Source organism: Rhodococcus sp. ARP2, assembly GCF_001029585.1.
GTDB classification, from domain to species: Bacteria; Actinomycetota; Actinomycetes; order Mycobacteriales; family Mycobacteriaceae; genus Rhodococcus_F; species Rhodococcus_F erythropolis.
In genome coordinates, this window is the sequence record NZ_LEKE01000024.1 from 105,457 (window position 1) to 128,546 (window position 23,090).

Annotated in this window: 23 protein-coding genes; 1 reads left to right on the forward strand and 22 read right to left on the reverse strand. The window is 64.2% G+C overall.

The genetic code is table 11. The annotated features are described in order from the left end of the window. Window positions 1–93 precede the first annotated feature (93 nt). From whiA to fmt, 13 genes are all read right to left on the reverse strand, one after another. On the reverse strand, window positions 94–1,071 hold the full coding sequence (whiA, locus tag ABX74_RS04865) for a DNA-binding protein WhiA (RefSeq protein ID WP_021344225.1): 978 nt from the start codon (window positions 1,069–1,071) through the stop codon (window positions 94–96). Next, window positions 1,068–2,132, reverse strand: coding sequence for a uridine diphosphate-N-acetylglucosamine-binding protein YvcK (locus ABX74_RS04870; RefSeq protein WP_019748388.1), 1,065 nt, complete (start codon window positions 2,130–2,132; stop codon window positions 1,068–1,070). The genes whiA and ABX74_RS04870 overlap by 4 nt, the downstream gene beginning before the upstream one ends. After that, window positions 2,129–3,028, reverse strand: coding sequence for an RNase adapter RapZ (gene rapZ / locus ABX74_RS04875; RefSeq protein ID WP_082148454.1), 900 nt, complete (start codon window positions 3,026–3,028; stop codon window positions 2,129–2,131). The genes ABX74_RS04870 and rapZ overlap by 4 nt, the downstream gene beginning before the upstream one ends. Beyond that, window positions 3,025–5,217: an excinuclease ABC subunit UvrC gene (gene uvrC / locus ABX74_RS04880; protein ID WP_047888346.1), complete on the reverse strand. Its 2,193-nt coding sequence runs from the start codon at window positions 5,215–5,217 to the stop codon at window positions 3,025–3,027. The genes rapZ and uvrC overlap by 4 nt, the downstream gene beginning before the upstream one ends. 74 nt (window positions 5,218–5,291) lie before the next feature. After that, a complete protein-coding gene (locus ABX74_RS04885) occupies window positions 5,292–5,765 on the reverse strand; it encodes a PH domain-containing protein (protein ID WP_007727982.1) in 474 nt (157 codons plus the stop codon). Then, window positions 5,762–6,259 (reverse strand): 6,7-dimethyl-8-ribityllumazine synthase, encoded by a 498-nt coding sequence (ribH, locus tag ABX74_RS04890; protein ID WP_020907710.1) that lies wholly within the window; start codon window positions 6,257–6,259, stop codon window positions 5,762–5,764. The genes ABX74_RS04885 and ribH overlap by 4 nt, the downstream gene beginning before the upstream one ends. Further along, entirely contained in the window at window positions 6,256–7,530 is a 1,275-nt protein-coding gene (locus ABX74_RS04895) for a bifunctional 3,4-dihydroxy-2-butanone-4-phosphate synthase/GTP cyclohydrolase II (protein WP_003944833.1), read from the reverse strand. Before ABX74_RS04895 ends, ribH begins: the two co-directional genes overlap by 4 nt. 110 nt (window positions 7,531–7,640) lie before the next feature. Next, complete coding sequence (locus ABX74_RS04900) at window positions 7,641–8,249, reverse strand: riboflavin synthase (protein ID WP_003944892.1); 609 nt, start codon at window positions 8,247–8,249, stop codon at window positions 7,641–7,643. A 5-nt stretch (window positions 8,250–8,254) separates the two neighbouring features. Next, window positions 8,255–9,307 carry a bifunctional diaminohydroxyphosphoribosylaminopyrimidine deaminase/5-amino-6-(5-phosphoribosylamino)uracil reductase RibD gene (ribD, locus tag ABX74_RS04905; RefSeq protein WP_047888347.1) on the reverse strand — a complete coding sequence of 351 codons (1,053 nt, stop codon included), beginning with the start codon at window positions 9,305–9,307 and terminating at the stop codon, window positions 8,255–8,257. Window positions 9,308–9,315: 8 nt separating this feature from the next. Then, window positions 9,316–9,999 (reverse strand): ribulose-phosphate 3-epimerase, encoded by a 684-nt coding sequence (gene rpe, locus ABX74_RS04910; protein ID WP_019748384.1) that lies wholly within the window; start codon window positions 9,997–9,999, stop codon window positions 9,316–9,318. Window positions 10,000–10,097: 98 nt separating this feature from the next. Beyond that, window positions 10,098–10,445 carry an MmcQ/YjbR family DNA-binding protein gene (locus ABX74_RS04915; protein WP_019748383.1) on the reverse strand — a complete coding sequence of 116 codons (348 nt, stop codon included), beginning with the start codon at window positions 10,443–10,445 and terminating at the stop codon, window positions 10,098–10,100. Between the two features lie 40 nt (window positions 10,446–10,485). Next, the gene (locus ABX74_RS04920) at window positions 10,486–11,934 is read right to left on the reverse strand and encodes an RsmB/NOP family class I SAM-dependent RNA methyltransferase (protein ID WP_019748382.1); all 1,449 of its coding nucleotides are present in this window, start codon (window positions 11,932–11,934) and stop codon (window positions 10,486–10,488) included. Beyond that, window positions 11,931–12,854 carry a methionyl-tRNA formyltransferase gene (gene fmt / locus ABX74_RS04925; RefSeq protein WP_047888348.1) on the reverse strand — a complete coding sequence of 308 codons (924 nt, stop codon included), beginning with the start codon at window positions 12,852–12,854 and terminating at the stop codon, window positions 11,931–11,933. The genes ABX74_RS04920 and fmt overlap by 4 nt, the downstream gene beginning before the upstream one ends. Window positions 12,855–13,142: 288 nt before the next feature. Here fmt and ABX74_RS04930 point away from each other — a divergent pair, with 288 nt between their 5' ends. Further along, on the forward strand, window positions 13,143–13,349 hold the full coding sequence (locus ABX74_RS04930; protein ID WP_003944900.1) for a hypothetical protein: 207 nt from the start codon (window positions 13,143–13,145) through the stop codon (window positions 13,347–13,349). Window positions 13,350–13,406: 57 nt separating this feature from the next. Here the strand turns inward: ABX74_RS04930 and ABX74_RS04935 are convergent, their stop codons facing one another. From ABX74_RS04935 to ABX74_RS04975, 9 genes are all read right to left on the reverse strand, one after another. Continuing rightward, complete coding sequence (locus tag ABX74_RS04935; RefSeq protein ID WP_047888349.1) at window positions 13,407–14,426, reverse strand: esterase/lipase family protein; 1,020 nt, start codon at window positions 14,424–14,426, stop codon at window positions 13,407–13,409. A 94-nt stretch (window positions 14,427–14,520) separates the two neighbouring features. After that, the gene (locus ABX74_RS30560) at window positions 14,521–15,189 is read right to left on the reverse strand and encodes a PadR family transcriptional regulator (RefSeq protein WP_370627685.1); all 669 of its coding nucleotides are present in this window, start codon (window positions 15,187–15,189) and stop codon (window positions 14,521–14,523) included. Window positions 15,190–15,379: 190 nt separating this feature from the next. Beyond that, on the reverse strand, window positions 15,380–17,398 hold the full coding sequence (locus ABX74_RS04945; protein ID WP_082148455.1) for a primosomal protein N': 2,019 nt from the start codon (window positions 17,396–17,398) through the stop codon (window positions 15,380–15,382). 25 nt (window positions 17,399–17,423) lie between these two features. Then, window positions 17,424–18,638: a methionine adenosyltransferase gene (gene metK / locus ABX74_RS04950; protein ID WP_003944827.1), complete on the reverse strand. Its 1,215-nt coding sequence runs from the start codon at window positions 18,636–18,638 to the stop codon at window positions 17,424–17,426. Window positions 18,639–18,826: 188 nt separating this feature from the next. After that, complete coding sequence (gene coaBC / locus ABX74_RS04955) at window positions 18,827–20,125, reverse strand: bifunctional phosphopantothenoylcysteine decarboxylase/phosphopantothenate--cysteine ligase CoaBC (RefSeq protein ID WP_020969581.1); 1,299 nt, start codon at window positions 20,123–20,125, stop codon at window positions 18,827–18,829. Beyond that, complete coding sequence (gene rpoZ / locus ABX74_RS04960) at window positions 20,122–20,421, reverse strand: DNA-directed RNA polymerase subunit omega (protein ID WP_003944996.1); 300 nt, start codon at window positions 20,419–20,421, stop codon at window positions 20,122–20,124. The genes coaBC and rpoZ overlap by 4 nt, the downstream gene beginning before the upstream one ends. 98 nt (window positions 20,422–20,519) lie before the next feature. Beyond that, window positions 20,520–21,119 (reverse strand): guanylate kinase, encoded by a 600-nt coding sequence (gmk, locus tag ABX74_RS04965; protein ID WP_020907704.1) that lies wholly within the window; start codon window positions 21,117–21,119, stop codon window positions 20,520–20,522. A gap of 36 nt (window positions 21,120–21,155) precedes the next feature. Then, complete coding sequence (gene mihF, locus ABX74_RS04970) at window positions 21,156–21,476, reverse strand: integration host factor, actinobacterial type (protein ID WP_003944825.1); 321 nt, start codon at window positions 21,474–21,476, stop codon at window positions 21,156–21,158. 369 nt (window positions 21,477–21,845) lie between these two features. Beyond that, window positions 21,846–23,045 (reverse strand): glycosyltransferase 87 family protein, encoded by a 1,200-nt coding sequence (locus tag ABX74_RS04975; protein ID WP_223257832.1) that lies wholly within the window; start codon window positions 23,043–23,045, stop codon window positions 21,846–21,848. Window positions 23,046–23,090: the final 45 nt, after the last annotated feature.

Sequence of the window (23,090 nt, forward strand, 5' to 3'; positions counted from 1 at the left end):
GCACGACGCGGACGTGGGGTTCATCGGTCGATGTGACTCATACCCTAATGCGCGTGGCCCGAACGTGCGCAGCCCACCCTGACGGAGGGCAGGTCACCCCTCTTCGAGTAGCTCCACATTCACTGCGGATTCGGTGTCGGGTATGCCCGTTTCCTTCGCCTTGCGATCAGCCATGGAGAGCAGGCGACGGATACGTCCGGCAACGGCGTCCTTGGTCATCGGCGGGTCGGCCAACTGGCCGAGTTCTTCGAGGGACGCCTGCCGATGCTCAACGCGCAGTGCGCCGGCCGCCGCGAGGTGATCGGGCACGTCCTCGCCGAGGATCTCCAACGCACGCTCGACGCGCGCAGCAGCCGCAACGGCAGCGCGAGCAGAGCGTCGCAGGTTTGCGTCGTCGAAATTGGCGAGACGATTGGCGGTGGCGCGGACCTCGCGTCGCATCCGTCGCTCCTCCCACACCAGGCGTGTGTCCTGGGCTCCCATTCGGGTCAGGAGATCGCCGATGGCCTCACCGTCGCGGATCACCACACGATCCGTTCCGCGAACCTCACGTGCCTTCGCCGAGATCCCCAGACGCCGCGCAGCTCCGACCAATGCCAGTGCAGCTTCCGGGCCGGGGCAGCTCACTTCGAGCGCCGACGAACGGCCGGGTTCGGTCAGGGAACCGTGCGCGAGGAACGCACCGCGCCAAGCTGCTTCGGCGTCGCCGACACTTCCGCCGACGACCTGCGCAGGCAAGCCGCGAACCGGGCGCCCGCGAAGATCGAGCAGTCCCGTCTGGCGCGCGAGGGCCTCACCCTCCTTCGCCACACGCACGATGTAGCGAGCGGATTTTCGAAGCCCGCCCGCACTGAGTACGTGAACATCGGCACTGTAGGTGAACAGGTCGAAAATCTCCCGGCGCAGACGTCGCGCCGTAGAGCCCAGATCCACCTCTGCTTCGACGACCACCCGGCCGCCGACGATGTGGAGCCCACCGGCAAAGCGCAGCAACGCGGAGACCTCTGCCTTGCGGCAGCTGACCTGAGTCACCACTAACCGGCTCAGTTCGTCCTTGACCTCCGCTGTCATTGCCACGAAGCGTTCTCCCTCTGTTCTTCGGATTGCTGTTCTTGCAGGGAAGACTGTGTCGAATCCCCTACTGCCGCACTGCTCGACAGTTCAGCCAGTACATCGGCCAGTTTTGCCGGATCGTGTACATGCGCTGCGCCCGGTGAGGTGTCCGCGACATCCGCGTACCTGACTTCGGCTGAAAATTGATCCGCCGCACGCTGCAGATGTTCACGTTCACGCCCGGCCGGTACCGACGCCGAGTCGACCACCACGTAGTCGACCCGAAAATCGGGCACGTGTTGGGAGAGTACGTGCAGGTGACGCTCTGCGGAGAATCCGGCGGTCTCCCCCGGCTCGGGTGCGAGATTGAGCACCAGCACCTTTCGAGCATTCGTCGACGACAGTGATTCGACAAGTTCGGGTACCAGTACGTGCGGGATCACGCTCGAGAACCACGATCCCGGGCCGAGAACCACGAGATCGGCACGATCGATCGCAGTCACAGCCTCGGGACACGCGGGCGGATTGGACGGGAGCAGTCTCACACGCCGAACCTTGCCCGGCGTGGTCGCGACGGCGACCTGTCCACGAATGCAGCGGCTGACGCGTGGGTCCTCTTCGAGTCCTTGAACGTCGGCTTCGATCTCGAGCGCGATCGGCGACATCGGCAGCACGCGGCCACGGATTCGCAGCAGTCGCGCCATCTCGTCGAGCGCGACGACCGGATCGCCGAGCACCTCGGTGAGTCCGGCCAGGATGAGATTGCCCACCGAGTGCCCGGCAAGTGCGCCGACACCGCCGAAGCGATGCTGAATGGTCCGAGTCCAGTCGACTATCTCGGGTTCGTCCGACGCGAGAGCCGCGAGCGCCATCCGGAGGTCACCGGGCGGGATGACGCCGAGTTCGGCGCGCAGCCGGCCCGACGAACCACCGTCGTCGGCGACCGTGACCACTGCGGTGACGTCGACCGTCAGGCGTCTGACGGCCTGGAGCGTGGCGAACAATCCGTGCCCGCCGCCGAGCGCGACGATGGCCGGCCCATCTGGCTTCTCCCGCGAGCTATGTGTCGGTTCACTCATTCGCGCCCCAGATCCCGGTGCACGATGCTGACCGAGATGTCGTCCTCGGAACCCAAACGCCTCGCGAGAGCTTCGGACATGGCCACGCTTCGGTGCTTACCGCCGGTGCACCCGACCGCAATTGTCATGTAGCGCTTTCCTTCTCGCCGATATCCGGCGATCGTCAAATCGACCAGATGTCGGTAGGTGTCTAGGTAGTCTTCCGCACCCTCGCGGGACAACACGTAGTCGCGGACGTCGGCATCCTGACCGGTGTGCGGGCGAAGTTCCGGGATCCAGTGGGGATTGGGCAGGAATCGAACGTCACAGACGAGATCGGCGTCCATCGGCAGGCCGTACTTGAATCCGAACGACTGGACCGTCACCTTCATCGTGCGGTTGGCATCGTTCCCGAACGCCGTTTCGATCTTCTGACGCAACTGATGTGCCTTCAGCGCCGACGTGTCGATGACCAGATCGGCGGCCGCCTTCACCACGGCCAACTGCCGACGCTCGGCTGCGATCCCTTCGGACAACGTGCCGTCGATGCCGTCGTTCTGCAACGGATGACTGCGGCGCACCTGTTCGAACCGTCGGATCAACACGTCGTCGGATGCTTCGAGGTACAGCACCCGAGTGTGGATCGGCTCCGCCTCGAGTTCGGTGAGCACCCACCCGAGATCGCCGGTGAAGAGTCGACTCCGCACGTCGATCACGACGGCGAGACGATCGACCGGCGGATCGGAGGTCATGCTCAGACCGACCATCCGGGAAATGAGCTCAGGTGGCAAATTGTCCGCGACATACCAGCCGAGGTCTTCGAGCACCTTGGCAGCGGTACTCAAACCGGCTCCGGACAATCCCGTCACCAGCAGGAAATCCATCGTTCGACTGTCTTTGGCGCTGTCGGTAGTCACTGTGCACTCGGCCCCGTCGTCGGCATGGACAATTCTCGCGACTCGGAGCCCTCGTCACCGCTACCGGATTCGGCGCTTGGCGCGTCAGCAGAGGTAACAGACGATTCGGATTCCTTGTCCAGCTCATCATCCCCTACCGCGGCTGGCAGCGCTCGAGCTTCAGCACCCGCATCGGCTGCAGCCGAATCCGTGCCGAGTGCGGCCAGAACTGCTGTGGCTGTGGTCTCACCGATACCGGGGACCTGCATGATCTCCTCGACCGTTGCCGTTTTCAGCTTCGCCACGGAACCGAAGTGAGCCACCAGAGCAGTACGACGAGTTTCACCGAGCCCCTTGACCGAGTCCAGAGCCGAAGCCGTCATCCGCCTCGAGCGCTTGCTGCGATGGAACGTGATCGCGAAGCGGTGGGCTTCGTCTCGGATGCGTTGCAGGAGGTACAACGACTCGCTCGTTCGGGGAAGGATGACCGGATCTTCTTCCCCCGGTACCCATACCTCTTCGAGTCGCTTGGCCAAGCCGACTACCGCGACGTCGGTGACCCCCAGCTCGTCGAGGACCGCCGCTGCGGCCGTGACCTGAGGGGCGCCGCCGTCCACGACGAACAGATTGGGTGGATAGGCGAACCGCCGAGGCCGGCCCGTCGCCGGGTCGATCGCCGCTTCGGGAGCCAGATCCCCACCGTCCGCGTCCATGGTCGACGCCGACGCAGCGAGAATGCCCAGGTCGCGGTTGTGTCGCAGGAACCGCCTGCGAGTGATCTCGGCGATACTCGCCACGTCGTCGGAATGACCGTCGCCGGCAGCTTCCTTGATCGCGTAATGGCGGTAGTCCGACTTACGCGGGAGCCCGTCTTCGAACACGACCAGTGACGCCACGACGTCGGTTCCCTGGACGTGACTGATGTCGATGCATTCGATTCGTAGCGGAGCCGAGTCCAGGTCCAGTGCTTCCTGGATGCCCTGAAGCGCCGCAGAACGCGAGGTGAAATCGCCGGCGCGCTTGAGCTTGTGCTGCGCCAGAGCCTCTTTCGCGTTTCGCTGGACCGTTTCGGCGAGGTCTTTCTTGTCGCCGCGTTGCGGAACCCGCAGTTGCACTTGCGATCCCCGAAGCTTGCTCAGCCACGCCTGGATCTCGGTCGCGTTGGCAGGCAGGACCGGCACGAGAACTTCCTTGGGAACGGCGCTGATCCCGGCCTCGGAGCCCGCTCCCGGGTCGAGTGCCGCCTGCTCACCGTAGAACTGGGTGAGGAACTGCTCGACCAGGATCGGCAGGTCGGACTCGGCGTCGAGTGCGGCCCAGTCGATGGCATCGCCTGCCTTCTCCACGACCCATCCACGCTGACCCCGCACGCGTCCGCCGCGCACGTGGAACACCTGAACGGCGGCTTCGAGATCATCGGTTGCAAAGGCGACGAGATCGGCGTCGGTGCCGTCACCGAGTACGACGGCCTGCTTCTCGAGCGCCTTGCGCAAAGCGCCGATATCGTCACGCAGACGGGCCGCGGTCTCGAAGTCGAGCTCCTCGGAAGCCTGCTGCATGCGCTTTTCGAGATCTTTGACCAGCTTGTCCGTGCGGCCGGCGAGGAAGTCGCAGAAATCTTCGACGATCTGACGATGCTCCTCGGCGCTGACTCGCCCGACGCAGGGCGCCGAGCACTTGTCGATGTAGCCGAGCAGACACGGCCGGCCGATCTGGTTGTGTCGTTTGAAGACTCCGGACGAGCACGTTCGTGCGGGAAACACTCGCAGCAGCAGATCGAGTGTTTCGCGGATGGCCCAGGCATGGGAGTAGGGACCGAAGTAGCGGACGCCCTTGCGCCGCGGACCGCGGTAGACGAACAGCCGCGGGAACTCTTCGTTGAGCGTCACGGCGAGAACCGGATACGTCTTGTCGTCGCGGTACCGCACGTTGAACCGCGGATCGAATTCCTTGATCCAGTTGTACTCGAGCTGAAGCGCTTCGACTTCGGTACTGACGACGGTCCACTCGACGCTGCCGGCGGTGGTCACCATCTGCCGAGTACGGGGATGAAGTGTCGTGACGTCCGCGAAGTACGAGTTCAAACGTGAACGGAGGCTTTTCGCCTTTCCGACGTAAATGACCCGACCATGCGGATCGCGAAATTTGTAGACGCCCGGCGCAGCCGGAATGGTTCCGGTAGCGGGGCGGTAAGTCGAGGGATCCGGCACGGTTTCAGGTTAGTCGCCGCCACCGACCGACTCGGAAACGCGCAGGATGCGGGCACCGAACCGGTCGGAAGACGTCAGTTGCTCTTGTGCGCGACCGGTGCGTAGCGGTCGGCCAGTTCGCGGAACTTGCCGACCGTGTCGACGGCGTACTCACGGTCGTTGGACTGGATCGCCATCACTGCCATGTACTCGTCGTCGGGCAATTCGATGCGTGCCCAGGCGGCGCCGTCGGGGAACGAGAGTCCCTCGAACAGATCCCAGTCGACGATCTTCTCGCCCAAGATGTTTCGTACGGCGATTCCCTGCTTGCCCACCTTGACCCGGGGCCGCGTCAACATCAGTACACCGAGAGCCAGAATGGTGCCGATGCCTGCCATCGCAAGTTGGTCCGCGGCTCGGAAGTACACGCCGGTGGACCCCTGGCGGAGCAGGAGTGCAAGTGTGACGTGAACGATCACCAGGAGGACAGCAACTCCGATCGCGTATCGCGTCGACTTACGCGGTGACGCAATCAGTTCCCAGTTCTCGTTGTCGCCGGGTGTACTCATCGAAACGAATCCTCGGTCCATGGTGCTCGGAGATGGCGCAGGGTCACTGCGGTGTCCAGTGCGGCGGCGCAGGCCTGTGCGCCCTTGTCCTCGACGCTACCCGGCAGCCCCGAACGGTCAAGAGCCTGCTGCTCGGTGTCGGTGGTCAGGACACCGTTCCCCACGGGAGTGCTTTCGTCGAGCGAGACGCGTGTAAGGCCCGCGGTGACCGCGTCGCACACGTACTCGAAGTGCGGCGTGCCGCCGCGGATGACAACACCGAGTGCGACGACGGCGTCGTGCGTGCGAGCCAATGCCTGCGCAACGACCGGCAGTTCGATCGCGCCAGCGACACGGACCAGTGTCACGTCCTTGATCTGTGCCTCCTGCGCGACGCGCTGCGCGCCGGCGATCAGAGCCTCGGAGATCGTCGCGTGCCACTGCCCGGCAACGATCGCCAGCTTCAGGTCCTTGGCCTCGGCGATCGCGAGCTTCGGCTGACCTTCGCCGCTCACAGTGCGGTTCCCGGCTGTGCGGTGTTCTGGTTCGCCTCGTACTCGTCCAGTCCGATCAGATCGTGACCCATCCGATCGCGCTTGGTGCGCAGGTAGGTGAGGTTCTCCGCATTCGCGCGCAGCGGCATCGGAACGCGATCGGTGATCTGCAGGCCGTAGCCGTCCAGACCCACACGCTTGGCCGGGTTGTTGGTCAGCAGACGCATCGACGAGATCCCCAGATCGACGAGGATCTGCGCACCGATGCCGTAGTCGCGGGCGTCCGCCGGTAGCCCGAGTTCGAGATTGGCGTCGACTGTGTCGGAACCGGCGTCCTGGAGCTGGTAGGCCTGCAGCTTGTGCATGAGGCCGATGCCACGACCCTCGTGTCCGCGCATGTACAGGACAACGCCGCGGCCTTCCTGGGCGACCATGTCCAGTGCGGCGTCGAGCTGCGGGCCGCAATCGCACCGCAGCGAACCGAAGACGTCGCCGGTGAGGCACTCGGAGTGAACGCGGACGAGTACGTCGCTACCGTCTCCGTCGGGGCCTGCGATGTCGCCGCGCACCAGCGCAACGTGCTCGACCTCGTCGTAGATGCTGGTGTAGCCGACAGCGGTGAACTCACCGTGGCGGGTGGGGATGCGCGCCTCGGCGATGCGCAGTACGTGCTTCTCGTGCTTGCGACGCCACGCGATGAGGTCCGCGATCGAGATCAGAGCAAGGTTGTGTTCGTCGGCGAAGACTCGCAACTCGTCGGTCTGAGCCATCGCGCCTTCGTCCTTCTGGCTGACGATTTCGCAGATGACGCCGGCGGGACGCAGGTCCGCCATGCGGGCGAGGTCGACTGCAGCTTCCGTGTGGCCCGGACGACGCAGCACTCCGCCTTCCTTCGCGCGGAGCGGAACGACGTGGCCGGGACGAGTGAAATCGTTGGCACCGGATTCGGGGTTGGCGAGCAGACGCATCGTCGCAGCGCGGTCCGACGCCGAGATGCCGGTACCGATTCCCTCACGGGCGTCGACGGTCACGGTGTAGGCGGTGCCGTGCTTGTCCTGGTTGGTGGCGTACATCGGGGGCAGGCCCAGCCGATCGCAATCGTCACCGTCGAGCGGCACGCACAGGTAGCCGGAGGTGTACCTGACCATGAACGCCACCAGTTCCGGGGTGGCTTTCTCGGCGGCGAAGATGAGGTCGCCCTCGTTCTCGCGATCCTCGTCGTCCACGACGACAACAGCTTTACCTGCAGCGATATCTGCTACTGCGCGCTCGATACTGTCGAACCTGGTCACGTGCTCGCACTCCAAAGTCTTGACTTTTAACATCATCGAATACAACAAGTGCATCCGACGGATGCACTGACAACCCTACGACCAATCGGACGGGTCCGATCAGCCTGGTCCTACCGACCGGCAGAGTGAAGCCGCTCGACGTACTTGGCGATCACGTCCACCTCGAGGTTGACCGGCGTACCGACCACAGCGGTTCCGAGCGTCGTCAACTCGAGCGTTGTCGGGATCAGCGAGATCTCGAAGTACTCGAACCCGCGGTCGCCGCCCAGCGCGGAGACCGTCAGCGAGACTCCGTCGACAGTGATCGAACCCTTCTCCACCACGTATCGGGATATGGAGTCCGGCAGTGCGATCCGCACTACCTCCCAGTTCTCGGAAGGCGAGCGGGAAATGACGTGGCCAGTTCCGTCGACGTGCCCTTGAACCAAGTGGCCGCCGAGTCGACTGTTCAGCGCCGCGGCGCGCTCGAGGTTGACGCGAGAGCCGACATCCAACTTCGCCAGGCTCGAGCGGTTCAGCGTTTCCTGCATGACGTCTGCGGTGAACGAACCGTCGGCAAGCACATCGACGACCGTCAGGCACACGCCGTTGACCGCGATCGAATCGCCGTGACCAGCGTCGGAGGTGACCAGTGGCCCGCGCACCGTGAAGCGTGCAGCATCGACCAGTTCTTCCTTGGCGACAATTTCGCCGAGTTCTTCCACAATTCCTGTGAACACGCGCCCTACTCCTCGTTCCCCGGAGCAGAACTCTCCGGAACCAGACTCAACAAAATATCGGGGCCGATCGTTACCGCGGACTCCAAACGGAATCGGTGGGCGTCGGTGATGGTGTGCACTCCGGCATCGACGAGCGCGGAAGCGCCCGCGCCGAGCAGTATCGGAGCGATGTACGCCTCGATGACGTCGACATATCCGGCGGCGAGGAATGCTCCGGCCAGACGGGGCCCACCCTCGAGAAGTACGTCTGTGTACTCCCCCAACGCCTCGACTACTTCGTCGATGTTGTCGGCGTTGAGCACCAAAGTCGGTGCGGTGTCATCGAGAACGCTTGCCGTCGAAGGTATTTCACGCTTTCCGACGACGACGCGTACGGGCTGATGCGCCGCGAGCTCACCGGTGGGCTGACGCGCCGTCAGCCACGGATCGTCGGCGAACACGGTGCCGGTACCGACCACGATCGCATCGATCTGCGCCCGCTGAGCATGCACGCGCGCCCTCGCCTGCGGACCGGTGATCCACTGACTCGTTCCGTCCTCGGCGGCGCTGCGTCCGTCCAGACTGGCCGCGTACTTCCACGTGATGTGCGGGCGACCGGTGCGCTGTTTGTGCAGCCAGGCTCGCAGTGGACCAGCTTCCACCTCGGGTGCCCGGAGTCCGGCCGTGACGCTGATTCCAGCGCGCATGAGCGTCGCTGCGCCGCCGGAAGCCTCGGGATTGGGATCACCGACTGCGTAGACGACCGCCGAGACTCCGGCATCGATCAATGCCTGCGAGCAGGGCCCGGTTCGCCCCTGGTGATTGCACGGTTCCAGTGTCACCACGGCCGTACCGCCACGTGCCGCATCGCCGGCCTCGTCGAGAGCTACAACCTCGGCGTGCGGTCCACCGGGCGGTTGCGTCATACCGACGCCCGCGATGGTTCCGTCGGCAGCGAGGATGACCGCGCCGACCGGTGGGTTGGGGCTGGTGAATCCGCGCGCGGAATCAGCTGCGGCCAGCGCGATCTGCATCGCGGCGTCGAGATCAGCCGTCGACGCCTGTCCACCCTTTGCCATCGAGCGGCTCAGACCGACAGCGTCAGGTGCGGCGACGCCGAGGCGGCCTGCGCGCGCAGCTTGCGCACCGCCTCACCGGGATCACTCGCACCGTACACCGCCGAACCGGCGACGAAGCAGTCGATCCCTGCTTCGGCGGCCTGCTCGATCGTGGAAGCGTTGATGCCGCCGTCGATTTCGACGAGGAGCGTCAGCTCACCCGAGTCGACGAGCTTTCGAACTGCGCGTGCCTTGTCGAGCACCTGAGGCATGAAGGACTGACCACCGAATCCGGGTTCGACGCTCATGATCAAGAGGGTGTCGAAGTCCTTGAGGATTTCCAGGTAGTCGTCGATCGGGGTTCCAGGCTTGATGCTCAGCCCCGCCTTGGCACCAGCTGCACGAATATCGCGGGCAACCGAACGCGGATCGTCGGTGGCCTCGGCGTGAAACGTGACGTTGTACGCACCGGCCTCGGCGTACGGCGGCGCCCAGCGCTCCGGATTCTCGATCATGAGATGGCAGTCGAGAGGAATGTCCGTCGCCTTCAGCAGACTCTCGACCACCGGCAGACCCAGCGTGAGATTGGGAACAAAATGCGCGTCCATCACGTCGACGTGAAGCCAGTCGGAGCCGGACACGGCAGTCGCTTCATCGGCGAGTCGAGCAAAATCTGCGGACAAAATGGACGGTGCAATCATCGGGGAAGCCACGCCGCCGAGTTTAGCTGTGACTCATCGCCGACCGTGCATGCACATCGGCTGTGACTCATCACCGACCGTGCATGCACATCGGAGCCGGTGAAATCCGATCAGTTCTTGACGACGGTGCGGAGCTTTCGCACCTTGGCGGGCGCCTTGATCCGCCACGCATCTTCGAGCATCTCGCCCAACTGCACCTCGTCGATCAGTTCGAGGTGCACGAGGATCGATCCGTGCCCGTGATAGTGATCTGTGGTGAAGAAAGCCGCCTCGCCACTGGCGAGTAGCGCCTCCTTCTCGTCCAGACCGCACATCACGACCAAAGCGCCCTCCGCTTCGGTGCGGAGCCGCGCAAAAGTTTTACCTGCCACCTTGAGTGCCGGGGTGTTGTACGAGGTCGACTCTTCCACGGAGGGAAGAGCCGAACCCAGTACTACAACCTGTTCCCACGTAACCATGTAGGCACCATACGACTACCGATGCCCAGAAGTCATCCGATCAGGCCAGCGGCTTGCGCAAAGCGGCCATGAACATAGCGTCCGTGCCGTGTCGATGCGGCCACAACTGAACCGACGATCCGTCTCCGACGTCCGGGACACCTGGCACCAATTCCTTGGTGTCGAGTTCCACGACGCCATGACGCCGCACCGCATCGGCGACCACTGCCAGCGTTTCCGACAAGTGCGGCGAGCACGTGGAGTACAGCACCACTCCGCCGGGGCGAACCAGTTCGATTGCAGCAGCAAGCAATTCACGCTGCAACTTCACGAGCGGAGCCACATCGGACGGCTGGCGACGCCAACGTGCCTCCGGGCGCCGACGCAGCGCACCCAACCCGGTGCAGGGAGCGTCGACGAGGATGCGGTCGTATCCGGGTTCGAGCCCGGATTCGCGGCCGTCCGCCACGTGTACGTCCACGGGAAGCTCGCGAGTGGTCTTGCGAATCAACTCGGCACGGTGTTCGACCGGCTCGACGGCGTCGAGTCGACCACCTTCGATGCCGGCAAGAGCACCGAGAAGTGCCGCTTTTCCTCCTGGACCTGCACAGAGGTCGAGCCAGCGTCCGGAGTCTTCACCTTCGAGAGGAGCAATGCTGAGGGCGCGGGCAACCAGCTGACTGCCCTCGTCCTGCACTCCTGCCAGGCCTTGGCGGACCGCCTCGAGTTGTCCGGGGTCACCGCCGTCGAGATGCACGGCGTACGGCGAGTACGGCCCGATCTCGCCGCCGGTCACCAGTGCGAGCTCCTCGGCGGAGATCTCACCGGGGCGGGCGACGAGGTGCACGGCGGGGCGGGCGTCGTCGGCGATCAGAACGTCTTCGAGCTCTCCGGCTGCGGCGCCGAGCGAGTCGGCAAATACCTGCGCGATCCACAGGGGATGCGCGTGCTCGAAGGCGAGTCGGCCGACCGGGTCCTTCGGGGCTAGCAGCTCGACCCACTCGTCCTGGGTGCGTTCGGAGACACGGCGCAGGACCGCGTTGACGAATCCTGCTCGGCCCTGGCCGTTTTCGGCGCGGACGAGGTCGACCGAGGTGGCAACAGCAGCGTGCGGTGCGACACGAGTACGCAGCAGTTGGTACGAGCCGAGTCGAAGAACATCGAGCAGGGTTCCGTCGATCTCTTCGATCGGCCGACCCGCTGCGTGGGCGATCACCGCATCCAGGAGGCCCTGAGCACGTGCCGCGCCGTACGCGAGTTCGGTTGCCAGCGCCGCATCGCGTGCGTCGAGTTTGCGGTCGCGCAGGAGCCCGGGCAGAACCAGGTTCGCGTATGCGTCACGTTCACGGACCGCGCGCAGGACGTCGCGCGCAGCCAGTCGCGGCTGATCGAGCCCGGCGGTTGCCGGATCCGGCCGCTTGGCCTGCTTCGGCTTGGTGTTCTTGCCGCCGGTTGCATTCTTGGCTCCGGGACCCTGTGTCCGCCGTGCCGGTCGTCGTGATTCGGTCACTGTGCTCGTACCTCCGCGTCGAGTCGGGCACCGCGTGCCCAGTCCCCTGCCGACATCAATTTCTTGCCCGGGGGCTGAATCTGCCCGAGTCGTACCGCGGTGGTCGCGGTACCGATGTACAGACCATCCTTGCGTACCGAGATCTCACCGACTGCCAGGGTCTCGTCCGTAACGGTGACCGGGCCGACCTTGACTCGAAGATCACCGATCATCGTCCATGCCCCAGGCGCGGGTGTGACTGCTCGGATGTGCCGGTCCACCGTGCGAGCGGGCAATTCCCACCGCACGCGGGCCGCGTCCACAGTCACCTTGGGGGCGTACGAGACGCCGTCGGCAGACTGCGGAACCGCGTTGATCTCTCCGGCCTCCAGGCCGTCGAGTACCGATTCGAGCAGGGCAGCGCCGTTTTCCGCCAGACGCCCGAGCAGGTCGCCTGCCGTATCGGTGTCGCGAATCCGCTCGGTCATCACTCCGTACACGGGGCCGGTATCCATGCCGGCTTCCAAACGGAACGCACTGGCGCCCGTCACCTCGTCACCGGCACTGATCGCAGCCTGCACCGGCGCGGCGCCGCGCCACGCCGGAAGCAGCGAGAAATGCAGATTGACCCAACCGTATTTCGGAATGTCGAGGACGTTCTGCGGCAACAGGTTTCCGTAGGCGACGACGGGTGCGCAGTCCGGTTCCAGGCGGGCGAGTTCGGCTGCGAAGTCGGGATCGGACGCCTTGACCGGTGTCAGGACCGGGATGCCGTACTCGTCGGCAAGCAGACCGATCGGCGAGCGGGTGACTTTGCGACCGCGGCCCGCCACAGCGTCCGGACGCGTGACGACGGCTACCACTTCGTGGTTGGCGGACTCGATGAGACGCCGCAGCGAAGGAACCGCGGGTTCGGGCGTTCCGGCGAACACGACGCGCATGTCAGCTCTCCCGTTTCGTTGGGCTCTTCGGACTCTGATCAGCCGATCGGCCTGTCGAACGCGGTGGACTGCAACTCACGAAAATGCTCCCGGATGTGTCGGTGGGTGGAACTGTCAGTCTAAGGACTGCGGGAGCTACGACCTACCTCGCGCCACACCGAACCACTTTCTCAGCAATTTCTTTGATCAGAACCCTGCAGATTCACCGGTCCTCGGTATTGACTGTCTCTGTCGTCGCCACTCGGCGGAGGCTGATACGGGATACACCGATCACACGGAGGAACTTAGATGGCAGGCATCGACAGTAAGTTCGACAAGGCCTACGCAGGAAAGTCCGTCGAAGAATTGGCGGACGCCCCGGTCGCGGCACTCAACGGCGTAAGCGATTCGGACGCAGAACATTTGAAGGCAGCGTTCAACATCAAGACCGTCCGCGACCTCGGAACGAACAAGTTCTTCCTGTGGGCGCAGGCCACTGCCAAGCTCGCCGAGTAAACATCCCGACCCACGTGATCTCGGTGCTCACGAGTTAGCAGCTCACGAATTTGCAGCTCACGAATTTGCGTCGATGACCACTTGCGGAATATCCGTGCCGAGCGGCACCGCGCTGCACGAAGCGTGCCGCTCGGCATCGGGGTCGAGGACCGTCCGGATGACGTCGATCACGTAGGGGTCGTACGGCATGCGGAAGTGGCCGGTCAGGTTCGACGGGCACAGATCCTGGAGGACGATGTTTTCTGCACCGGCGTCACGGAGCGCGATGTTCGAGGACGGCTGGATCATCTCGTCGACAGCGGACCCGATAGTCGTGTAGCGCACTCCGGGTACGGTGTCGCCGCCGTCGTTGAGGGCGTTCAACGTATCCGACCCCTGCATCTGCTCGCGGACAGCTCGCGAAAAGACATCTTCGACAAAGTCTTCTCCGCCGGGGATCGCACGGACGATGGGAACCAACCCGAACATCACCCCGCCGTAGGTCGGCGAAGCCAAACCGACCCAATGATCGACGTAGGCGTCGCCGCCCATTTTGTTGACGTAGTACCGCGTCACCGTCGCGCCTTGGGAGTAGCCGATCACGTCGACATTGTCTGCTCCGGTCGCGGTCAGCACCTGATCGACGAAAGAACCGAACGCTGTGGCACTACCGACTATGTCGCCGACGCCGTAAGTCTCGTGTGCGACGTCCCCGTCTTCTTCTTCGATCGCACCGCCGTAATTGAGGGCGAAGACGCAATAGCCGTCAGCTGCCAGTGCCGGCGACAGGGCCGCCCAATCCGCGTACGCCTCGGTGTCGGTTCCGTGGGCGAGTACAACTGGTCGGGGATGCGTGGCGGAAGGCTCACAGGCGAAATCGTTCGACCCGGCAGGTGCGGATCCTGGATGAGCATGCGCATATGCCGTGGCAACGGAACGAGTCGCCTGACCCGGACCGATGTCGAGAGGAACGTCCATCGCGTCGGCACTCGCAGACGGGAGCGTCGGTGCGGCAGCCGATATCGCCGGCGGTGCTCCGATCAGCAGCGCCACTGCTACCGAAAATGTCAGTCCCACAGACCGTTTGACGCCAGCCATTGTTCCTGCTCCTGCTCTGATCCTACGAGGGAGCTGACCGTAACACCAGAAACTTCGGGGCGCATACCCTACCGAACAGTAGGTATCCGACGTCTCAATTGCCGCCTTCATCGGCGTCATCACCGGCAAGCACTCGGTAGAGCGACTTGCGCGCCTCGACAAGCACGTCGGCTGCGGCCTTGACCTGCGCTGGTGTGCCTACAGCAGCCACTTGACCGGCCGCGCCCATCAGCTGGCCGATCAGTTCACGAAGGTCCTGCTCCGGCTCCCCTACGCTGAGACGAACGTCATCCCACGGTGCCCCGAGATCGGCGCGATGCTCCTCGACGTATGCGACGCCTTCCTCGGTCAGCTTGGCGGTCTTTCGGCCGGCGACCTTTTCGATGATCACCAGTCCCTCGTCCTCGAGTTGGGACAGCGCGGGATAAATGGAACCCGGACTCGGCTTCCAGACGCCGCCGCTGCGCTCGACGATCTGCTGAATCAATTCGTAGCCGTGCATCGGCTCTTCCGCGATCAACAACAGAATCGCAGCGCGCACATCTCCACGACGACCTCGTCCGCCACGTCCTCGCCCGCGACCGAACTGAGCGCCCGGACCGAAGCCGGGGCCGGGTCCGCCGTCTGGACCGAAACGCCCCCGCCGATGGCCTCTGCGTGGCATGTCACCGAAGCCCGGCCGCTCGTGCGGTCGACCGCGTCGTCCACCGTCTCGATCGCCGGGACCATCGCCCGGCGCGCCGTCGTCCGTCGGCACCCACATCACAAATGGTGGCCGTTGCTCACGGCCGAAACCGCCGAAGAAACCGCGTCGGCCGAACATCCCCTCGTTCGGGAAACTTGCATCCATCGTCGAACCTCCATCACTATCGTTGATAGTTCGACGATATATCGTCATATCGGGTTGCGCAAGATTTTTGCTGCACACAAGCATGCCTCTGAGGACTCGAAAATCAGCCGATGCGGCGTGGGTCGATCTGAATGCGGACCGGACCCGATGACTTCCGCGCACTGCGCGCGGCCCTCGCATGTGCCAGAGCGTCCGCGAGGCCGCGACCGTCCTTGCGTGGAACGCGGACCAGCATTCGCTCCGGCGCGACACCGCTCTCGTCCTCACCGGAATACGGAAGCCTCTCCCCCGCAGGCAATTCCACTGGTCCGAGTAGTACAGCACTTGCCGGCAGATCAGCTGAGTCCACCAACTCCGCAATTGCTGCGGATCCACCGTCGATCGCAGCCATGTGAACGGCCGGAGGAAAGCCGACCTCGTCCCGTTCCTCGAATTGAGATTGTGCGTGCCCCACTGGATCCCATCGGACCAACGCCTGCACCGTCGGGATACCCGAGTCTGCGACAACCACAACTTCACCGCCTTCGGACAGCGGAATCACCATGGCAGCAGCCGACATCCAGCGTCTGAGTGTTTCCTCGGCGGCTCGAAGATCGGGCCGGCCGAGCAGTGCCCAACCGTCGAGCAAGAGCGCGGCGCCGTAGCCGCCGGTCATCACCGGCTCCGCACCCACTGTCGAGACCACCAACGCGGGCCCGTGTGGCAGTTCCTTGACCACATCACCGCCCCCGGACAGAACAACTTTCACACCGGGAAACGCCCGCCCGAGTTCTTCGGCGGTCCGGCCGGCACCGACTACCACCGCGCGCAACGCTTTCGCCCCGCACGCGTGACATCGGTAGGCGGCATCGGCAACCCCGCACCAGCGGCATGCCGGTGTCACGGCGCCGTCGGGACCTGCCGCAGCGGGAAGAGCCAGTGGGCCGTTGCACCGACGGCACCGTGCCGGGGCACGGCACTTTCCACAGGCCAGGGTCGGTACGTACCCCCGCCGAGGCACCTGCACCAGGACTCCGTTGCCCTCACCCAGAGCGCGCCGGGCGGCCGCGAATGCAATAGCGGGCAAACGAGCCGCTCTGGCTCCCGGATCGCGGGCCAAGGCTTGATCGCTGTCGGCAAGCGCGGTGATCTTGGGTGCGTGAGCACGAACGACGTCCCGCGTAGCGACCAGATCGTGCGCCCATCCCGAGTCGACGAGTACCTGCGCTTCTGCCGTACGGGAGAACCCACCGATCACGACGGCGCACTCGGCGACGTAGCCACGCAGGACGGCAACTTCGCGGGCATGTGGATACGGCGACCGCGGCTCGGACAAGTTGTCGTCGCCGTCGTCCCAGACGACGACAAGACCGGTCTCGGGCGTCGGCGCAAAAACTGCACTGCGCGTGCCGACGACGATCCGGGCGGTCCCGTGCAGTGCAGCGAGCCACCTTCGGTATCGCATGGCCGGCCCCAGGCCTGCGGACAGACCCACCACTGCATCCGCTCCGGAGAGTTCGGTACATGCGGCGACGACGCGGTCCAGGTCGCGTTGATCGGGCACAACCAGGATCGCGGATTTACCACTTGCCGCTACAGCCCCGGCCAGTTCGGCCAGGCGCAGTGGCCAGTTTTCACCAGGCAACGCCTGCCAGACCGCACGCGGGCTTTTCGACTCGCGAATCGCGGACAGAAAGGCGTCACCGAATCTGTAGAGATGCCAACCATTTTCGATCGGTTCAGGAGCGGACGGCGGCTCGGCGGGCTCCCACGGTTCCGCCTCGACCTTCGCGTGGCGCGGCGGTACCGCCAAACGGAGAACATCGGCGCGGGTTCCGGCATAACGCTCCGCCACACGATCGACGACTTGCGCGATTTCGGCCGTCAGGACCCGCTCGGACGAGATGACGCGTTCGAGCCAGCCGAACTTCCCCTGATGGTCACTGGTGGCCTCGCGCGAGACGATGAAACCGTCCACCAGACGACCAGCGAAGCGGATGCGCACCCGGACTCCGGGCTGCGCATCCGCTTCGAGTTCACGAGGAACGAGGTAGTCGAATTCACGGTCGAGGTGAGCGAGCGGGAGCATCGGCAGCACCCGGGCGACCGGATCGACTTCTGCCGCTACTCTTTCCGCGCCCACCCGCGCCCCGTCTGTACGTCAGTGATCAGAGACCAGCTGCGCTACGCAGCTTGTCGGCACGATCGGTGCTCTCCCACGGGAGGTCGATGTCGGTGCGACCGAAGTGACCGTATGCCGCCGTCTGCGCGTAGATCGGACGCAGCAGGTCGAGGTCGCGGATGATCGCTCCCGGACGCAGGTCGAAGATCTCGGTGATCGCCTTCTGGATCCGTGCCGGATCGGTCTTCTCGGTGCCGAAGGTTTCGACGAAGAGTCCGACCGGAGCTGCCTTGCCGATGGCGTATGCGACCTGAACCTCGATGCGGTCGGCCAGACCTGCGGCAACAGCGTTCTTGGCCACCCAACGCATGGCGTAGGCAGCGCTTCGGTCGACCTTTGACGGGTCCTTGCCGGAGAACGCGCCGCCGCCGTGGCGAGCCATTCCGCCGTAGGTGTCGACGATGATCTTGCGGCCGGTCAAACCGGCGTCACCCATCGGGCCACCGAGGACGAACTTGCCCGTCGGGTTCACCAGCAGACGAACATCGGAGGTGTCGAGATCGGTGAGGTTCACGTCGGTCAGCACCGAGTGAAGCACCTTCTCGCGAAGATCGGGCGTCAACAGGTTGTCGAGGTCGATGTCAGCGGCATGCTGGGTGGAGATGACCACGGTGTCGAGACGGACAGCCTTGTCACCGTCGTACTCGATGGTGACCTGGGTCTTGCCGTCCGGGCGCAGGTACGGCAGCACGCCGGACTTACGGACCTCGGTCAACCGGCGAGAGAGACGATGAGCCAACGCGATGGGCAGCGGCATCAGTTCCGGCGTGTCGGTGGTGGCGTAGCCGAACATCAGGCCCTGGTCGCCCGCACCCTGACGGTCGATCTCGTCGTCGCTGATTCCGTCGACGCGAGCCTCGTGCGAGTGATCGACACCCTGCGCGATCTCGGGCGACTGCGCGCCGATCGCGACGTTGACGCCACAGGAGTTACCGTCGAAGCCCTTTGCCGAGCTGTCGTAGCCGATCTCGAGGACCGTGTCGCGCACGATCTTCGGAATGTCTGCGTACGCAGTGGTCGTGACCTCGCCGGCTACGTGAACCTGGCCGGTGGTGACCAGAGTTTCGACGGCCACGCGGGCGCGCGGGTCCTGGGTGAGCAGCGCGTCGAGGATCGAGTCGCTGATCGCGTCACAGATCTTGTCCGGGTGCCCCTCGGTGACGGACTCGCTGGTGAATAGCCGACTGCCGGACTTGCTCACAGATCTCCCTCTCGACGACTGAGTTCTTGACTACAGCTTATTGAAGTATCCGAATCACCGTTCGGTGACCGTTTTGTCATGCTTTGTTAGCTGGGGGCTGAGCCGACGATAACGGTTGGACCGCCTGCGCAACACCCTTGTGCTCACCCGATTATCGTGGGGTAACTCTCACCACCGGGCGCGTGTCGCTACTCGGGGAAGAGCTTGACCAGGGCGTCGAGTACTCGACTGGCCATCAAAGCCTTGGATCCGTGCTCGAGCGCGGACTCCGAGCCGTCGGAACCGAGCAGCCAACCGTCGTTGTGATCGACCTCGAACGCCTTGCCCTCGCCGACCGCATTGACCACGAGGAGGTCGCAACCTTTGCGGGCAAGCTTGGAGCGGGCGTAACTGAGAACGTCACCATGGGCGTCACCGGTCTCTGCGGCGAATCCGACAATCACCGTTCGAGCGTCCAGATCGCCGTCACGACGCGCTTCGACGAGACCGGCGAGGATGTCGGCGTTTCTGGTGAGGCTGATCGAGTCGGGTTCGTTTGCGCCCTTCTTGATCTTGCTGCCTTCGACGGTGGTGGGGCGGAAGTCCGCGACAGCTGCAGCCATGACGACTCCGTCGTGTCCCGGTGCGTGCTTCTCCACTGCCAACCGGAGATCTTCGGCCGTCTTGATGTGCACGACGTCGACAGCGGCGGGGTCGGCAAGATCGGCCGTGTAACCGGCGATCAGCGTGACGTGAGCGCCGCGTTGTGCGGCCAGACGGGCGAGCGCGTAGCCCTGTTTGCCGGAGCTGCGATTACCGAGAAAGCGCACCGGATCGAGCGGCTCGCGAGTACCGCCGGCGGTGACCAGAATGCGGCGACCTTCCAGGTCGCGCGGCAACGCGTCCGAGCGCTCGAGGAGCAACGATGCCAACCCGACGATCTCGTCGGGTTCGGGAAGTCGACCGGCCCCGGTGTCTTTTCCGGTCAAACGCCCGGAGGCAGGTTCGATCACGTGGACGCCGCGCGAGCGCAGTGTCGCCACGTTGGACACCGTTGCGGGGTGCTCCCACATCTCGGTGTGCATTGCGGGGGCGAAGACGACCGGACAGCGTGCGGTCAACAAGGTGGCTGTCAACAGGTCGTCTGCGCGGCCCATGACAGCTCGCGCCATCAGATCAGCGGTTGCCGGCGCGATGACAACGAGATCGGCTTCCTGTCCGAGGCGGACATGCGGAACCTGCGGGACGTCGTTGAAGACGCCGGTGTGAACCGGGTTGCCGGAGAGTGCTTCGAACGTGGCGCGGCCGACGAACTCCAGAGCGGATTCGGTCGGAATCACACGGACGTGATGACCGCTCTCGGTGAAGCTGCGGATGATCGAGCACGCTTTGTACGCGGCGATACCCCCACCGACACCGACGACAATGCGCTTACGTATCGATGTGGGCGCGTCGGACACTCCCCCGACACCCGAACGAGGTTCGGGTGCGGCAGACGTGGTGCTCACTCGCCTTCGGTGTGCTCGAGGAGATCAGCGTGGATTTCACGCAACGCGATGGACAGCGGCTTTTCCTGCAGACCGGGCTCGACCAGAGGTCCGACGTACTCGAGGATGCCGTCACCGAGCTGGTTGTAGTAGTCGTTGATCTGGCGCGCACGCTTGGCCGAGTAAATGACCAGGGCGTACTTGGAAGAGGTGCGTTCGAGCAACTCGTCGATCGGCGGGTTGGTGATGCCGAGCGGGGTGTCGTAGGCAGGCAGAGCGCCCTGACCTGCTGCGGACGCGGCTGAAGTGCTGCTCACTCTTGTGTCTCCTGAATTAGATCTTCATCGAAGAACTAGTTTTATCGATCCGGATATCTGAGAAACGGGGCGGAAATCGGTTCCCGAAGGGTGCGGAATCAGTTCCCAACCAACAAGGATACCAACTCATCGCAAGCACGGCTTACATCCTCGTTCACGATGACCGTGTCGAACTCGTCCTGTGCGGCCAATTCCACTCGGGCCGTCTCGAGTCGGCGTGCCACGACGTCTTCCGTTTCGGTTCCCCGTCCGGTCAGCCGTTGCACCAGAACGTCCCAGCTCGGTGGAGCCATGAACACCAACAGAGCTTCGGGCATCGCCTTGCGGACAGCTCGTGCTCCGGCGAGATCGACCTCGACGAGTACGGGCTTTCCAGCTTCGAGCGCTTCTTCGATCGGAGCTGCGGGGGTGCCGGAGCGCTGTAGACCGCCGTGGATTTCCGCCCATTCGAGAAGTTCACCGGAGTCGATCATCCGTTGAAATTCTTCACGGGAGGTGAATCGGTAGTCCTTGCCGTCCACTTCACCGGGACGGGGATCGCGAGTGGTCGCCGAAACGCTGAAAACGAGTTCAGGCAACCGAGTTCTCAGCTCGCGAACGACGCTGGACTTACCGACAGCCGAAGGGCCGGCCAGTACAACCAGCCGACCCCTCCGCACTGCGGTCTTGCTCTCTGACACTGTTGCGTCAGCAATCATCAGACACTGCCGCGTCAGCAATCATCACTTGTCGGCTCAGGCCTCGAAGTCAAACTTGGTGAGCAGAGCCTTGCGCTGCCGATCACCGAGGCCACGAAGGCGACGGGTCGGTGCAATCTCCAGCTCGGTCATGATCTCCTGAGCCTTGACCTTGCCCACCTTGGGCAGCGCCTCGAGCAGTGCCGAAACCTTCATCTTGCCCAAGATTTCGTTGTCTTCGGCGTCCTTGAGGACCTGCTTGAGGTCGGTGCCGCCACGCTTCAGGCGCTCCTTGAGCTCAGCCCTGGCCTTGCGGGCAGCAGCTGCCTTCTCCAAAGCAGCAGCGCGCTGCTCATCAGTCAACTGGGGAAGGGCCACGGTTCCTCCGTCTCGTCGTGTGCAAATTTTGTCTATTCCGCTGATAACCAGCAGCGATAGCGACCGTACTCACGCCTGGCGCGAATTGCTAACCCACCCCCCGCGGTCCGATGCAGATCGCGGTGGGTTATGCGCGTCGAATCGATGTCACACATCATCGCCGTTTTCGGCTGGATCGAGACGGATTCGACGCAACACGAACGTGCGTACAGTACCGAAATAGACTGTAACACAAAGCATTTCGATACATCGGGTGCGACGTCCCCATGCGTGTGTGCGAAATCGTTACCTGCGGGAATGAACGTGGTCGCCGACACATCCAAAAATTTCGAGCATTTTCGACGCCCATGCGCGTGTCGCGGCCTGTTTTCAGGTCGGCAGCGACGATTTCGGATCGTCGGCATCGACCGTGTCCGGTTCGGTGCGGCTCACGCCGGGGGCGGCCAGAGCGAGTACTACCGCGAGGCTCGCCCAGAGCAATGAATTCTCCAGGACGAAGCCGACGACCGGGATATCCATGTCCGCGCCGACCCGAGGAAGCCGAAACAGCACGACCGCGGCGGTGAGGCCGATCGCGATCCAGGACCACGCGGGTACCGATCGGGTGTCCTCCCCCACGCCCGACTTGATCGGAACGAGGAGCACACCCACCGCCGGCACCAACCACACGAAGTGGTGGGTCCAGGCAATGGGAGTCACGATTGCCGCCAGCAGAGCCACCACCGTGAAACCGGCAAGATCACCTCGCAGGCGCTGAGCGCGCCGCGTCGCGACAATTCCGAGGACACCCAACACTGCACAGGCGACGAGCCATGCCGGACCCACCAGGCCCTCGGGGAGTAGCCGTAAGGCCATTCCACGCACGGACTGGTTACCGAACACGGACGGGTCACCGACCGCGACGCGCCCCGAGAGTGAGGCGATGTCACCGAAGTAGTCGATCGTCTGGCGCGGGAGAACGGCAAAGCCGAGTGCCGAGGCGCCGAGGAAGCCGGCGAGGCCGCCCGCAACTGCTTTCCAACGCCCGGTGATCACGTAGTAACCGATGTAGACGAGAGGCACCAGTTTGACGGCCCCGGCGATCCCCACCAGCACACCCTCGGGAATCCACCGTGGTCGAGCCAGCACGTCGATCAGGCACAGGAGTGTCAGGAACAACCCGACCTGCCCGTACCCGAGGTGATCGGAGATCGGCGATGCCGCCGTCCACAGGACCAGGAAACCTACGTAGACGACGACGGGCCGCCTACGTGTGAACGGGACTTCGCGATAGCTGAGCACGATGATCGCGGCCAGCATCAGGAGGCTGACGAAACTCCATCCCCACTGGACCGCACCCCAGGAACCCAAGGCGACCGGAACGGCGACGAGCGCAGCGAAGGGCGGATAAGTGAACGGCAGTCTCGCGTTGAACGACTCGTCGTACAGGTTCGAGCCGTCGAGGACGGCTTGACCCGCCGTCCGGTACACGGCGAGATCGTCGCCGTGTACGCCGGTGACGGATTGGAACCCGGAGGCGAGCAGCGCGCACGCCGCGACGAGAAGTCCGATCTGCCACCAACGATTCACCGACGGACGGTACCACCGGGTTCCACCGCTCGAACGAGCCTCGAG

Bases quoted from the DNA above. Each gene is read 5' to 3' on its own strand.
- gmk (WP_020907704.1), bottom strand. From the start codon at position 21,119: ATGATTGCTGACGCAACAGTGTCAGAGAGCAAGACCGCAGTGCGGAGG.
- ABX74_RS04935 (WP_047888349.1), bottom strand. From the start codon at position 14,426: ATGGCTGGCGTCAAACGGTCTGTGGGACTGACATTTTCGGTAGCAGTG.
- ABX74_RS04870 (WP_019748388.1), bottom strand. From the start codon at position 2,132: ATGAGTGAACCGACACATAGCTCGCGGGAGAAGCCAGATGGGCCGGCC.
- whiA (WP_021344225.1), bottom strand. From the start codon at position 1,071: ATGACAGCGGAGGTCAAGGACGAACTGAGCCGGTTAGTGGTGACTCAG.
- ABX74_RS30560 (WP_370627685.1), bottom strand. From the start codon at position 15,189: ATGTGGGTGCCGACGGACGACGGCGCGCCGGGCGATGGTCCCGGCGAT.
- ABX74_RS04885 (WP_007727982.1), bottom strand. From the start codon at position 5,765: ATGAGTACACCCGGCGACAACGAGAACTGGGAACTGATTGCGTCACCG.
- ABX74_RS04930 (WP_003944900.1), top strand. From the start codon at position 13,143: ATGGCAGGCATCGACAGTAAGTTCGACAAGGCCTACGCAGGAAAGTCC.
- ABX74_RS04915 (WP_019748383.1), bottom strand. From the start codon at position 10,445: ATGGTTACGTGGGAACAGGTTGTAGTACTGGGTTCGGCTCTTCCCTCC.
- ribD (WP_047888347.1), bottom strand. From the start codon at position 9,307: ATGGCAAAGGGTGGACAGGCGTCGACGGCTGATCTCGACGCCGCGATG.
- fmt (WP_047888348.1), bottom strand. From the start codon at position 12,854: ATGCGCGTCGTGTTCGCCGGAACGCCCGAACCCGCGGTTCCTTCGCTG.